General features: G+C 65.8%; 10 protein-coding genes. 6 read left to right on the top strand and 4 right to left on the bottom strand.

Going from position 1 to position 13,038, the window contains the following annotated elements; all coding sequences use genetic code 11:
- Positions 1-76 precede the first annotated feature (76 nt).
- Positions 77-1,876 (top strand): ABC transporter ATP-binding protein, encoded by a 1,800-nt coding sequence (locus AB4Z44_RS16450; protein ID WP_404710765.1) that lies wholly within the window; start codon positions 77-79, stop codon positions 1,874-1,876.
- Positions 1,877-1,891: 15 nt separating this feature from the next.
- Here AB4Z44_RS16450 and recN read toward each other — a convergent pair whose 3' ends face one another.
- The 3 genes from recN to AB4Z44_RS16435 form a co-directional block, all read right to left on the bottom strand.
- On the bottom strand, positions 1,892-3,553 hold the full coding sequence (gene recN / locus AB4Z44_RS16445; RefSeq protein WP_404714257.1) for a DNA repair protein RecN: 1,662 nt from the start codon (positions 3,551-3,553) through the stop codon (positions 1,892-1,894).
- Positions 3,554-3,606: 53 nt separating this feature from the next.
- Positions 3,607-4,410 carry an outer membrane protein assembly factor BamD gene (locus tag AB4Z44_RS16440; RefSeq protein ID WP_404710764.1) on the bottom strand — a complete coding sequence of 268 codons (804 nt, stop codon included), beginning with the start codon at positions 4,408-4,410 and terminating at the stop codon, positions 3,607-3,609.
- 65 nt (positions 4,411-4,475) lie between these two features.
- A complete protein-coding gene (locus tag AB4Z44_RS16435) occupies positions 4,476-5,516 on the bottom strand; it encodes an aldo/keto reductase (protein WP_404710763.1) in 1,041 nt (346 codons plus the stop codon).
- A gap of 119 nt (positions 5,517-5,635) precedes the next feature.
- Between AB4Z44_RS16435 and rutB the strand changes: the two genes are divergently transcribed.
- The 4 genes from rutB to rutA all read left to right on the top strand — a co-directional run bounded on the left by rutB (position 5,636) and on the right by rutA (position 8,757).
- On the top strand, positions 5,636-6,358 hold the full coding sequence (gene rutB / locus AB4Z44_RS16430) for a pyrimidine utilization protein B (protein ID WP_404714256.1): 723 nt from the start codon (positions 5,636-5,638) through the stop codon (positions 6,356-6,358).
- Between the two features lie 4 nt (positions 6,359-6,362).
- Positions 6,363-6,746, top strand: a complete 384-nt coding sequence (rutC, locus tag AB4Z44_RS16425; protein WP_404710762.1) for a pyrimidine utilization protein C — start codon at positions 6,363-6,365, stop codon at positions 6,744-6,746.
- A 152-nt stretch (positions 6,747-6,898) separates the two neighbouring features.
- Positions 6,899-7,684: a pyrimidine utilization protein D gene (rutD, locus tag AB4Z44_RS16420; protein ID WP_404710761.1), complete on the top strand. Its 786-nt coding sequence runs from the start codon at positions 6,899-6,901 to the stop codon at positions 7,682-7,684.
- Positions 7,685-7,689: 5 nt separating this feature from the next.
- Positions 7,690-8,757, top strand: a complete 1,068-nt coding sequence (gene rutA / locus AB4Z44_RS16415) for a pyrimidine utilization protein A (RefSeq protein WP_404710760.1) — start codon at positions 7,690-7,692, stop codon at positions 8,755-8,757.
- Here the strand turns inward: rutA and AB4Z44_RS16410 are convergent.
- Positions 8,749-10,176, bottom strand: coding sequence for a phospholipase D-like domain-containing protein (locus tag AB4Z44_RS16410; protein WP_404710759.1), 1,428 nt, complete (start codon positions 10,174-10,176; stop codon positions 8,749-8,751). The two genes, rutA and AB4Z44_RS16410, sit on opposite strands and share 9 nt — an antisense overlap.
- 136 nt (positions 10,177-10,312) lie before the next feature.
- On the opposite strand from AB4Z44_RS16410, the gene ppc reads away from it, so the two are divergent.
- Positions 10,313-12,985 (top strand): phosphoenolpyruvate carboxylase, encoded by a 2,673-nt coding sequence (gene ppc / locus AB4Z44_RS16405; RefSeq protein ID WP_404710758.1) that lies wholly within the window; start codon positions 10,313-10,315, stop codon positions 12,983-12,985.
- Positions 12,986-13,038 lie beyond the last annotated feature (53 nt).

Below are 13,038 nucleotides of genomic sequence, written 5' to 3'. Positions count from 1 at the left end.
CCGATCTCTCCCAGTCGCGCGGGCCCGCGCCCTTCACGGGGCCGCGCATGCCGGCGCCGGGGGACGCGGCGGGCCGATGCCGATCGCGGTCGGCAAGGCGCGCAATACCGGCGCGACGCTGCGCCGCCTCGCCGGTATGTTCGGCACGGCGCGGTTGCGGCTCTGGCTTGCATTGCTGTGCACCGTGATCAGCGTGACCGCGAGCTCGCTCGGGCCCTGGATGCTCGGCCATGCGACCGACCTGATCGTCAATGCGGTGAACGTCCGGCGGGCGATCGATTTCGGGACGCTGGGGCGGATGCTGCTGATCATCGGCGCGCTCCAGGCCGCTGCCGCGGCGCTCAATTGGCAACAGGCGTGGCTGATCAATGGCCTTGTCCAGACGCTCAGTCGTGCGATGCGGCGCGAGGCCGAGGAGAAGCTCGGCCGGCTGCCGCTGCCATGGTTCGATCGCCAGCCGCACGGCGAGGTGCTGAGCCGCGTCACGAACGATATCGACAATGTCACGCAGGGGCTCCAGCAGCTCCTGAGCCAGCTCCTGATGTCGCTGCTCCATCTGGTCGGCGTGGTGGTGATGATGCTGATTCTCTCGCCGCTGCTCACGCTCGCCGCGGCGCTCAGTCTCGGCCTGTCGTTCGGGCTGGCGCGATTGCTCGCCGGACGCGCGCAGCCGCATTTCATAGAGCAATGGCGCTGGACAGGAGTACTCAACGGCGAGGTCGAGGAGAATTACACCGGGCACAGCCTGATGAAGGTGTTCGGCCATCAGCAGCGCGCCCGGGCGGAATTCGAGAAAAGCAATCGTTCCCTCAGCGACAATGCCTTCCGCGCGCAGTTCCTGGCGGGCGTGATCCAGCCCGCGATCATGGCGGTCGGCAACCTTGCCTATATCTCGGTCGTGATCGGCGGAGGCTTGCGCGTGGCGAGCGGAGCGATGACGATCGGCGCGCTGCAATCCTTCATCCAATATGTCCGTCAGCTCAACCAGCCGATGTCACAGATTTCGGGAATGGCGGCGATCGTCCAGTCGGCGGCGGCCTCGGCCGAGCGGATCTTCGAACTGCTCGATGCCCCCGAGCTGAGCCCCGAGCCGGCGCAACCCGCGGACGTCGCCAGGCCGCGCGGTCATATCAGGTTCGAGCATGTTCGCTTCCGCTACGATCCGGCGCGGCCGCTGTTCGAGGATGTCAGCCTGGAAGCGCTGCCCGGCCAGACCATCGCGATCGTCGGTCCCACCGGTGCGGGCAAGACGACGCTCGTCAACCTGCTGATGCGCTTCTACGAGATCGATGGCGGCACGATCCGCTTCGACGGTATCGACATCGCCACCATGGCGCGCGAGGGGCTGCGCCGCCATTTCGGCATGGTATTGCAGGATGCCTGGCTGTTCGGGGGCAGCGTCCGCGATAATATCGCCTATGGCCGGACCGATGCGACCGAAGCGGAGATCATGGAGGCGGCGCGCGCCTGCCACGTCGACGATTTCGTCCGGGCGCTGCCGCAGGGCTATGACACGGTGCTCGACGAAAATGGCAGCGGGCTCAGTCTGGGCCAGCGCCAGCTGCTGACGATCGCGCGTGCGTTCATTGCCAAGCCGGTGGTGCTGATCCTCGACGAGGCGACGAGCTCGGTCGACACGCGCACCGAAGTGCTGGTGCAGCGCGCGATGGCGCTGCTGCGCACCGGTCGCACCAGCTTCGTGATTGCGCACCGCCTCTCGACGATCCGCGACGCGGACCTGATCGTCTATATGGAGAACGGCAACGTCGTCGAGCAGGGCACCCACGAAGACCTGATCGCACGGAAAGGCCATTACTGGCAGCTCGACCAGTCGCAATTGCCGAGCGAAACCGCGCCCGACACGCGCGGGTCGTAGCGCCTGATAGGCGGTTCAGCCCACCCCCAGGAGTCGCGCTGCCTGTGCCCGCGCCTCATCGGTAACCTCCGCTCCCGACAGCATCCGCGCAATCTCCTCGCGGCGCGCCCCCTGATCGAGCACGTGGACGCCGGTGCGCGCGACGATGCCGTCGGAACGCTTGGCGATCAGCCAATGGCGCGCGGCACGCGCTGCGACCTGTGGGCTGTGGGTGACGACCAGGATCTGCGCCCGCGCGGCCAGCCGTGCGAGTCGATCGCCGATCGCCGCCGCCACCGCGCCGCCGACGCCGCGATCGACCTCGTCGAAGATCATCGTCCCGGCGCCGCCTTCCTCTGCCAGCGCGACCTTGAGCGCGAGGATGAAGCGCGACAATTCGCCGCCGCTGGCGATCTTGACCAACGGTGCAAACGGCGCGCCGGGGTTGGTCGAGATCTCGAACTCGACCCGATCGCGCCCGGCCGGACCCCATTGGGCCTCGGGCAGCGCCTCGATCACGGTGCGGAAGCGGGCAGTGTCGAGTTTGAGCGGTGCGAGTTCAATGGCGACCGCGGCGTCGAGCCGCCTTGCGGCGGCTTGGCGCGAGGAAGACAGGGCGGCGGCCGCTGCATCGTAAGATGCTCGCGCCGCAGCGGCCTGTTTCTCCAGCGCCGCAAGGCCGGCACCGCCGGCCTCGATTCGCCCTAGCCGGCCCGCCAGCTCCTGCGCCAGCGCGGCGAGCGCGTCCGGCTCGACGCGATGCTTGCGGGCGAGCGCGCGCAGATCGAACAGGCGCGTTTCCATCGCTTCCAGCCTGGCCGGGTCGAAGGCGAAGGCCTCGCCTGCTTCGGCGAGCCGATCCTCGGCCTCCGATGCCTCGTTGACCGCACGATCGATCGCCGCCAGCGCCTGTGCCAGCGTATCATGTTCGGATGCCAGCCGGTCGAGCCGCCGCGCGGCCTGCCGGAGCAGCGCGAGCGCGCCTTCCGATCCTTCGAGTTGCTCGGTCACCGCCGCCAGTTCCCCCGCCAGCCGCGCGCCCTTCTGCATCGTCGCGCGCGCCTCGGCCAGCATCGCTTCCTCGCCGGGCTCAGGCGCGAACGCAGTCAGTTCGGCGACTGCATGCTCGAGCCACTCGCGATCGCGATCGGCTTCCTCCAGTTCGGTCGCGGCCTGGTCGAGCCGGCTTTCGGCATCGCGCCAGCGTTCATGGAGCGCGGCGACCGATGCCGTGTCCAGTCGGCCGAACGCATCGAGCAAGGCGCGATGCCCACGCGGATTGAGCAGCCCGCGATCGTCATGCTGACCATGGATCTCGACGAGGCTCGTACCGAGCAGCCGCAGCAGCCCGGCCGAGGCCGCCTGATTGTTGACATAGGCCCGGCTGCCACCATCGGCGCGGACCTGCCGGCGGATCACGAGGGGTTCGCCCGGATCCGCATCGAGCCCGCCTTCGGCAAGAATGGCAAAGGCGGCGTGATCGGGCGGCAGATCGAAACTCGCGGTAACCCCCGCGTGCATGGCGCCCTGGCGGACGAGGCCGGCATCCGCGCGCGCGCCGAGCGCAAGGCCGAGCGCATCGAGCAGGATCGATTTGCCCGCCCCGGTCTCGCCCGTAAGCGCGCCGAGGCCGGGGCCGAATTCCAGATCGAGCGCCTCGATCAGAACGACGTCGCGAATGGCGAGCGCGGTGAGCATCATCTGCTCTCTAGGCGACCCGTTTTACTTCGTCATCCCCGCGTGGAAGCCGATCAGCTCGGCTTGAGATCGGGATCCTTCTTCTGGATCAGCTCGTAGGCATGCTTGTACCAGTCGCTGCCGGGATAATTGGCGCCCAGCACCGCGGTCGAGCGGCGCGCTTCGTCGAGTATGCCCAGTTCCAGATAGCTTTCGGTCAGCCGCATCAGCGCCTCGGGCACATGGCTGGTTGTCTGATAGGTATCGATCACCTTGCGGAAGCGGATGACCGAGGCGAGCCAATCGTGGCGACGCTGATAGAAGCGCCCGACCTCCATTTCCTTGCCGGCAAGGTGATCGTTGATCAGATCGGTCTTGAGGCGTGCATCGGTGGCGTAGCGCGAATCGGGATAACGGCGGATCACCTCGCCCATCGCATCCAGCGCCTGCAGGCTGATCTTCTGGTCGCGGTTCACGTCGCCGATCTGCTCGTAATAATCGACTGCGACGAGATAGAGCGCGTAGGGGGCATCCTTGTTGCCCGGGTGGATCGACAGGAAGCGCTGCGCCGCCTGGATCGAATCGGGATAATTATGCGACATGTAATAGCTGAACGCGCTCATCAGCTGTGCGCGGCGCGCCCACACCGAATAAGGATGCTGGCGCTCGACCTCGTCGAACAGAGCGGCGGCTTCGGCGAAACGGCGCTGGTCGAGCCGGTCCTTGGCGGCATTGTAGAGCGTGTCGACGTCGCGTGCGACGTAGCGATTATTCTCCTTTCCCTTCTTGGCGCCGCTGACGCTCGAACATCCGGCCAGCGGAAGAGCCAGAGCGATGGCGGCGAGAAGAACGGAGGAGCGAACCCGGGAAAAGCGCATAGCGCGCGGCCTTAGCCGAGGAGGCGGAACGGCGCAAAGCGTAATGCGGTGGGGCGAAACAGGCTTCACCCCACCCGCGGCTTCTGCACCGCGCCGGCCCGATAGCTGCCCTGCATCTGCAGCATCCAGCCGGGATATTCGGGCGGCAGCTTGCTCGCGTCGCCCAATTGCGCGAGCTCGTCGCCGGTCAGGCTGACGTCGCACGCCGCGATATTGTCGGTGAGCTGGTCGAGCCTTTTGGCGCCGATGATCACGCTGCTGACGACCGGCTGGTGGAGCAGCCACGACAGCGCGATCTGCGCCACCGTGACGCCGCGGCTCTCCGCCATCGGGCGCATCAGATCGATCAGGTCGAATGCGCGATCCTTGTCGACCGGGGGAAAGTCGAAATTGGCGCGACGGCCCTGGCCCTCGCCCGCGCGGCTATATTTCCCTGACAGCAATCCGCCGGCGAGCGGGCTCCACACCATCAGGCCGACCTGTTCGGACTGCATCATCGGCACCAGTTCGCGCTCCAGATCGCGCCCGGCGACGGTGTAATAAGCCTGCAGGCTCTCGAACCGGGCGAGGTTCAGCCGCTCCGAAATCCCCAGCGCCTTCATGATCGCCCAGGCCGACCAGTTGGAGACGCCGACATAGCGCACCAGCCCCCGGCTCACGAGATTGTCGAGCGCGCGCACCGTCTCCTCGATCGGCGTCAGCACGTCAAAGCCGTGGATCTGGTAGAGATCGATATGGTCAAGCTGGAGCCGTTCGAGGCTCGCCTCGACCGCCGCCATGATGTGGAAGCGCGACGCGCCCTTGCTGTTGGGCGCATCGCCCATCGTGCCCATCGCCTTGGTCGCGACCACCACCTCGTCGCGCTTGAGCCCGAGATTGCGCAGCGACTGGCCGAGAATCTGCTCGGACTTGCCGAGCGAATAGACGTTGGCGGTGTCGAAGAAGTTGATGCCCGCATCGAACGACGCCTTGACGATCTCGTCGGCGGCCCCCTGGCCCAGTCCTGCGATATCCTTGAAGCGGCCCTCGCTCTCGCCGAAGGTCATCGTGCCGAGGCACAGTTCGGACACGAGCAGGCCGGTACGGCCGAGACGATTATAGCGCATGGGAAGCCTCTCCAGGGCGGGGATTCGGTTGTGCCCTATCTAATCGCGGATGCAACGACCCGCCAGCGCGATCAGGCGACGGCTTGCTCTTGCAGGACGAAGCGATCACCATCGCCTTCATGCAGCCTGTCGAAACTGCCCCCGCTTCCACGCCGCGCATGGTGACCCTGCCTGCCCGGCCCGAGCCGCTCAGGGTCGCCGCCGATCAGACCGCGGTCGTCGTGATCGACATGCAGAATGCCTATGCTTCGCCCGGCGGCTATGTCGATCTGGCGGGGTTCGACATCGAAGGAGCTGCCGGCGCGATCGGTCAGATCGCCAAGGTGCTCGAAACCGCGCGCGCGGCGGGCGTGCAGGTGATCTACCTGCAGAATGGCTGGGATCCGGATTATGTCGAGGCGGGCGGGCCAGGATCGCCCAATTGGCACAAGTCCAATGCGCTCAAGACGATGCGTGCGCGGCCCGATCTCAAGGGGCAACTGCTGGCGCGCGGCGGCTGGGATTATGAACTGGTCGATGCGCTCAAGCCGCAGCCGGGCGACATTCGCCTCCACAAGACGCGCTATTCGGCCTTCTTCAACTCGCAGCTCGATTCGACGCTCCGCGCGCGCGGTATCCGCAACCTCGTCTTCGTCGGCATCGCCACGAACGTCTGCGTCGAAAGCACGCTGCGCGACGGTTTCCACCTCGAATATTTCGGGGTGATGCTGGAGGATGCGACCCACCATCTCGGCCCCGATTTCATGCAGGCGGCGACGGTCTACAATGTCGAGAAATTCTTCGGCTGGGTTTCGACCGTGGCCGATTTCTGCGGCAGCTTCGGGCAGATTCCCAGGGAGTAGGTAAATGCCGTTCGAACCGATCAACCCGCCGCAATTCCCGACCCCGATCGCGCCTTATTCGGCCGCCGCGAAGGCGGGGGACACGGTCTATGTCTCTGGCGTGCTGGCGCTGGGCGAGGGTGGGGTGGTGCTCCATGTCGGTGACGTGGCGGCGCAGACGCGGCATGTGCTCGACGTCATCAAGGTCACGCTGGAGGCGGCGGGCGCGACGCTGGAGGATGTGGCGATGAACCATATCTTCCTGAAGGATCTGGTCGATTATGCCGCCTTCAATCAGGTCTATGCCGAATATTTTCCGGGCGCGAAGCCGGCGCGCTACTGCATCAAGTGCGAACTGGTGAAGCCGGATTGCCTGGTCGAGATCGCCTCGGTGGCGCACATCGGATGAGGGGTGACCTGAAGATCCTCCCCGGCACGGGGAGGGGGACCATTTCGCAGAAATGGTGGAGGGGGCCCACCGCAAGCGAATCCCTTGCCGGGGGGGCTCCACCACGCCGCTGCGCGTCGCGGTCCCCCTCCCCGTGCCGGGAGAATCTTTAGGTGCCGCTCGCCTCGGGTCTTTACTATGAACTCCACGGGCCCGCCGGTGCGCCGGTGGTGATCATGTCGCCCGGGCTCGGCGGCTCGGGCAATTACTGGAAACCCAACCTCGATGTATTGACCCGCGATCACCAGGTGGTGCTCTACGATCACCGCGGGACCGGGCGCAGCGATCGCACTTTGTCCGAACCCGTCACCGTCGAGGCGTGGGTCGACGACCTTCTGATCCTGATCGACGCGATCGGTGCCGCAAAGGCCAGCGTGATCGGCCACGCCGCCGGCGGCGTCGCCGGCCTCGCGCTCGCGCTCAAGGCACCCGAGCGGCTCGACAAATTGATCGTCGTCAACGGCTGGTCGAAGCTCGATCCGCATTTCGCGCGCTGTTTCGCCGCGCGGTTGCACCTGCTGCGCGACAGCGGGGTCGAGGCCTATGTCGCCGCACAGCCGATCTTCCTCTACCCGGCCGCCTGGATCTCGCGCCACAGCCTCGCGATCGATGCCGAAGCCGCAGCCCATGTCGCGCATTTCCCGGCGATCGCGACGGTCGAAAGCCGGATCGCCGCGTTGCGGGCCTTTGATATCGATGCGCAGCTCGGCGCCATCACCGTGCCGACGCTTGCCTTGGCGGCGGGGGACGACATGCTCGTGCCGGCTTTCTGTTCGGAGCATCTTGCCGCGCATATCCCAGGCGCGACGCTGGCGATGATGGCGTGGGGCGGGCATGCCTGCAACGTCACCGATCCCGCCGGTTTCGCCGCCCCCGTGATCAAATTTCTGCGGAGCTGAATGATATGCAGGTCGGTGTCTTCGTCCCCATCAACAACAATGGCTGGCTGATCTCGAAGAACGCGCCGCAATATCTGCCGTCGTTCGATCTCAACAAGGAGATCGCGCTGCGCGCCGAGAAATACGGGCTCGATTTCCTGCTCTCGATGATCAAGCTGCGCGGCTTCGGCGGGGCGACCGAATTCTGGGAATATGGGCTGGAGAGCTTCACCCTGATGGCGGGCCTCGCCGCCGTCACCGAGAAGATCAAGATCTACGCCACCTGCCCGACATTGATCATCCCGCCGGCCTTCGCGGCACGGATGTGCAACACGATCGATTCGATCAGCCATGGGCGCTTCGGGCTCAATCTGATCACCGGCTGGCAGAAGCCCGAATATAGCCAGATGGGGCTGTGGCCCGGCGACGAGCATTTCCGCAACCGCTACCAGATGCTCGACGAATATGCCGGCATATTGCGCGAGTTGTGGGAGACCGGACGAAGCGATTTCAAGGGCACCTATTACCAGATGGACGATTGCCTGGTGCGGCCCAAGCCTGGCGGCGACATGAAGATCATCTGCGCCGGCTCGTCCGACGATGGTTTGGCCTTCTCGGCCAAGTGGGCGGATTATGCCTTCTGCCTGGGCAAGGGGGTCAACACGCCCAAGGCCTTTGCGTTCAACAACGAACGCCTCGCCTCCGCCACCGCCAAGACCGGGCGCGATGTATCGGTATTCGTGCTCGTGATGGTGATTGCGGACGAGACCGACGAGGCGGCGATGGCCAAGTGGCGGAGCTACAATGACGGCGTCGATATGGAAGCGATCGCGTGGCTGATGAACCAGGGCGCCGCCGACAAGTATAATACTACCACCAATGTCCGCCAGCTGGCTGCACCCGAGGGCGCCGTGAACATCAACATGGGTACGCTCGTCGGCAGCTACGAGAGCGTGGCGCGGATGCTTGACGAGATGGCCGAGGTGCCGAACACCGGCGGCGTGCTGCTCACCTTCGACGATTTCATCGAGGGCGTGGAGATGTTCGGAACGCGCATCCAGCCGCTGATGAAGAGCCGGTCAGCCTCAAAGTAGCGGGCTGACCAATCGCGCTGTCGCCTCGCCGATGCGGCGCAGTCGCCCGCGCTGCTGCCAACGGTCGAGATCGAGCCGTTCGCCGCGGGCCAGATAGCCGCGCTGGATCTCTTCCAGCCGGGCGATACTGTCGGGATCGAACAGAAGCAGGCTCACTTCCTCGTTGAGCTGGAATGAGCGGATGTCGACATTGCTCGATCCGGCGATGCCGAGCCGCCCGTCGATGCTCACATTCTTCGCGTGGAGGAGTTCGTCGGGATAGCGGAAGATGCGCACCCCGCACCGCATCAATTCAAGATAATAGGAGGATTGGGCGAGGTTCACCAAGCGCTGGTCGACCACCTTCGACACCACCAGATCGATCTCGACCCCACGCACCACGGCGGTTCGCATCGCGGCGAGCAGATCGTCGTCGGGGATCAGGTAGGGGGTCACGATGATCGCGCGCCGGCGTGCCTCGTGGATTTGCCAGACGAGCAAGGTCTCGAAGCCATGCAGCGCGAAATCGGCGCCGCTCGGCAGCAACTGGGCGACCGCCGATCCCGTCGGAGCGGCGATCGCCGGCGCGCTATCGAGCATCTCTTCGGTTTCGAGAAACCAGTCGCCGATGAAAACACTCTCCATCTCGGCCACGATCGGCCCGGTCGTGCGCGCGACAAGCTCGCGGTTGACCACGCCGGGCCGGAAATCGCGCGCGACGATGTTCTGCGAGCCGGCATAGCCGATGCGTCCGTCGATCAGGAACAATTTGCGATGGTTGCGCATGTCGCGTCGCGTGCGGCCGCGCAGCAGGCGGAAGGGCAGGGCCGCGCGCGTCTCGACCTTCGCCTCGGCCAATCGCCGCATGGTACCGCGCACCCACGGTCGCGATCCGACCGGATCGAGGATGACGTGGGTTTCGACCCCGCGCTGTACGGCGCGGGCGAGCGCATCGATTACCCGGCAGCCGACATCGTCGTCGGCGAAGATGTATGCCAGCAGACGGACGTGGAGCTGCGCACCATCGATATCCTCGATCAGCCGGTCGATCACCCCGTCATAATCGTCGATCAGTTCGATCTGGTTGCCACCCACGGCCGGGAGGCGGCCGAGCCGTGCGGTCAGATCGGCGATCTCCCATTCGGTCGGTGCGAGCGAAACGGGGGCTTCTGCGGTCAGGCGGCGCGTGGTTTCGGCGATGAAGGGGTGTATTTTTGCGAAGCGCTCGCGCCGCCAGCTCGGGAAGCGCGGTCGACCGATCAGGAAGAACAGGACGATGCCGGGAACGGGCAGGAAGAAGATCAGCAGCAGCCAGCTCCGCACGGCCGCCGGTGACCGCCGCCACGGTAAAACCGCCAGCGCGGCGATCCGTACCACCCATTCGATGATGTAGTAGATCTGGCCATAGCTGGGGGCGAGTTGGGCGAGCAGACTGTGCATCGCCACTCTTCGTAGAGACAGGACGGCGGCAGGGAAACCGCTCTTCCGCCCCTTCGAAATGATCGAACGACTTTCGGAGCGGCGCTCCCGTCGAAGAGCGGTTGACCGACTCTTCGTTGCAGCGCAGCATCGGCATATGGCCACTCCTCCACCCGTCGCCCAACACTCCGACATGCGCTTCCTGGGGAGGCTGCTCGGGGACGTGATCCGCGCTTACGACGGGGAGGCGATGTTCCGGCGGATCGAATATGTCCGCTCCGCCTCGGTCGATCGCGCGCGCGGCGCCAGCGTCGGCGAAACGGATGCCGGGCTGGCTGCGCTCGGGCTGGACGACGTGATCGCTTTCACGCGCGGTTTCATGCTCTTCTCGATGCTCGCCAATCTGGTCGAGGATCGGCAGGGCGTCGCCGCCGAGCCGGGTGCCGATGTCGCAGCGGCGATCGCGCAGCTCGACAAGGAGGGCGTCGATCGCGCGCAGGTGATGGACCTGCTCGATCATGGCCTGATCGTGCCCGTGCTGACCGCGCACCCGACCGAAGTGCGGCGCAAGAGCATGATCGATCACCGCAATCGCATCGCCGAATTGATGGAGCGGCGCGACGGCAGCAATGTCGAGACGCCGGAAGGCGATCTGGTCGACGAGGCGATCTACCGCCAGATCGCCCTGCTCTGGCAGACGCGTCCGCTGCGGCGCGAACGGCTGTTCGTGAAGGACGAGATCGAGACCGCTTTGTCCTATCTCAGCGATATCTTCCTGCCCGTATTGCCCGCGCTCTACGCGCGCTGGGAACGGGTGCTGGGCGCGCGTCCGAAAAGCTTCCTGCGTGCGGGCAGCTGGATCGGTGGCGATCGCGACGGCAATCCGTTCGTCGTCGCCGAGGCACTCAAATATGCGACCGGGCGCGCGGCCGAGACGGTCTTGGGCCATTATCTCGCCCGGATCCATGCGCTCGGCGCCGAGCTTTCGATCTCCAGCGAATTCGCTCCCGTCAGCGACGAGATCGGTGCGCTGGCCGAAGCAGGCAAGGATGCTTCGCCGGCGCGGGCCGACGAACCCTATCGCCGCGCGCTCACCGGCATCTATGCGCGCCTCGCCGCCACCTATCGCGATATCGTCGGCAAGGCTCCGCCGCGCCCGGCCGATCATGTCGCCGATCCTTACGCGAGCCCGCGCGACTTCCGGCGTGATCTCGCCACGCTCGCCAAGGGGCTGGCGGAGGGCGGCGGCGGGGCGCTTGCGTCGGGCGGCGCGCTCGGGCGCCTGATCCGCGCGGTCGAGACGTTCGGCTTCCACCTCGCCACGCTCGATCTGCGCCAGAACGCCGATGTCCACGAGCGCGTGATCGCCGATCTGCTCAAGGTGGCCGGCGTCGAGCCCGATTATCTTGGGCTGGCCGAAGAGGATCGCGTCGCGCTGCTGCGGCGTGAACTGTCCAACGCGCGCCCGCTGGCCAGCGCTTTCGCCGAATATTCCGAAGAGACCCAATCGGAACTTGCGATCGCGCGGGCCGCGGCGACGGCGCACGCCCGATATGGTCGCGAAGTGATCACCGCCTACATCATCTCCAAGGCGGCGACGGTATCCGACATGCTGGAGGTGATGATCCTGCTCAAGGAGGCCGGCCTGTACCGGCCGGGCAATCCGCCTTCGTGCGAGATCATGGTCGTGCCCCTGTTCGAGACGATCGAGGATCTCGAACGCGGCCCCGACGTGATGACTGCCTATTTCGCTTTGCCCGAGATCGCCGCGATCACCACCGCGCGCGGTTATCAGGAGGTCATGGTCGGCTACTCGGACTCGAATAAGGATGGCGGTTATCTCACTTCGGTCTGGAGCCTGCATCAGGCGAGCCGGGCGCTGAAGCCGGTGTTCGAGCAAGCCGGCGCCGCGATGCAACTGTTCCATGGCCGCGGCGGCGCGGTCGGGCGCGGAGGCGGTTCGTCCTTCGCCGCGATCCGCGCGCAGCCGACCGGCACCGTCCAGGGCCGCATCCGCATCACCGAACAGGGAGAGGTCATCGCCGCCAAATATGGCACGGTGGACGCGGCCAAGATCAACCTTGAGGCGATCACCGCCGCCACCTTGCTCGCCGGCCTCGAGGCGCCCGAGGTCGAGGATGCGGATCGCGCGCGTTTTGTCGACGCGATGGTGGAATTGTCGGCGACGGCGTTCAAATCCTATCGCGGGCTGGTCTACGATACCGAAGGCTTCCGCCGCTTCTTCCGCCAATTCACCCCGATCGCGGAGATTTCGGGGCTTAAGATCGGGTCGCGCCCCGCCAGCCGGACCAAATCCGATCGGATCGAGGACCTGCGCGCGATCCCATGGGTGTTCTCGTGGGCGCAGACGCGGGTGATGCTGCCCGGCTGGTACGGGGTCGGCCATGCGCTCGATGCGTTCGCCGACAAGGGCCTGCTGCGCGCGATGGTGCAAGGCTGGCCCTTCTTCCAGGCGACGATCGCCAATCTGGAGATGGTGCTCGCCAAATCGGACATGGCGATCGCCGAGCGCTATCTGGCGCTGGTCGAGGATCGGGACGCGGGCAACGCGATCTTCGATCGCATCCGCGCGGGCTGGTACCAGACCTGCGAGGGGGTGCTCGCCGCCACAGGCGAGTCGCGGCTGCTCGAAAACAATCCGCAGCTCGATGCGTCGGTGCGGTTGCGCCTTCCCTATATCGAGCCGCTCAACCTGCTCCAGATCGAGCTTATCCGTCGCTATCGCGGTGGCGAGACCGATCCGCGCGTCGCCGATGGGATCCAACTCTCGATCAACGCCATCGCCACCGCGCTGCGCAACAGCGGCTGATCAATTGTTCAACGTGCTGTTAAGCAAGATTTAAATCATTACGGGCAGAGCCA

This window comes from Sphingomonas sp. MMS24-J13, from assembly GCF_044905095.1.
In the GTDB taxonomy this organism is placed as follows: Bacteria; Pseudomonadota; Alphaproteobacteria; order Sphingomonadales; family Sphingomonadaceae; genus Sphingomonas_I.
This window is presented reverse-complemented; position numbering and strand designations above follow the sequence as displayed.

Bases quoted from the DNA above. Each gene is read 5' to 3' on its own strand.
- rutC (WP_404710762.1), top strand. From the start codon at position 6,363: ATGCCGTTCGAACCGATCAACCCGCCGCAATTCCCGACCCCGATCGCG.
- AB4Z44_RS16440 (WP_404710764.1), bottom strand. From the start codon at position 4,410: ATGCGCTTTTCCCGGGTTCGCTCCTCCGTTCTTCTCGCCGCCATCGCT.
- ppc (WP_404710758.1), top strand. From the start codon at position 10,313: ATGGCCACTCCTCCACCCGTCGCCCAACACTCCGACATGCGCTTCCTG.
- rutB (WP_404714256.1), top strand. From the start codon at position 5,636: ATGCAGCCTGTCGAAACTGCCCCCGCTTCCACGCCGCGCATGGTGACC.
- AB4Z44_RS16435 (WP_404710763.1), bottom strand. From the start codon at position 5,516: ATGCGCTATAATCGTCTCGGCCGTACCGGCCTGCTCGTGTCCGAACTG.
- rutA (WP_404710760.1), top strand. From the start codon at position 7,690: ATGCAGGTCGGTGTCTTCGTCCCCATCAACAACAATGGCTGGCTGATC.
- recN (WP_404714257.1), bottom strand. From the start codon at position 3,553: ATGCTCACCGCGCTCGCCATTCGCGACGTCGTTCTGATCGAGGCGCTC.
- AB4Z44_RS16410 (WP_404710759.1), bottom strand. From the start codon at position 10,176: ATGCACAGTCTGCTCGCCCAACTCGCCCCCAGCTATGGCCAGATCTAC.
- AB4Z44_RS16450 (WP_404710765.1), top strand. From the start codon at position 77: ATGCCGATCGCGGTCGGCAAGGCGCGCAATACCGGCGCGACGCTGCGC.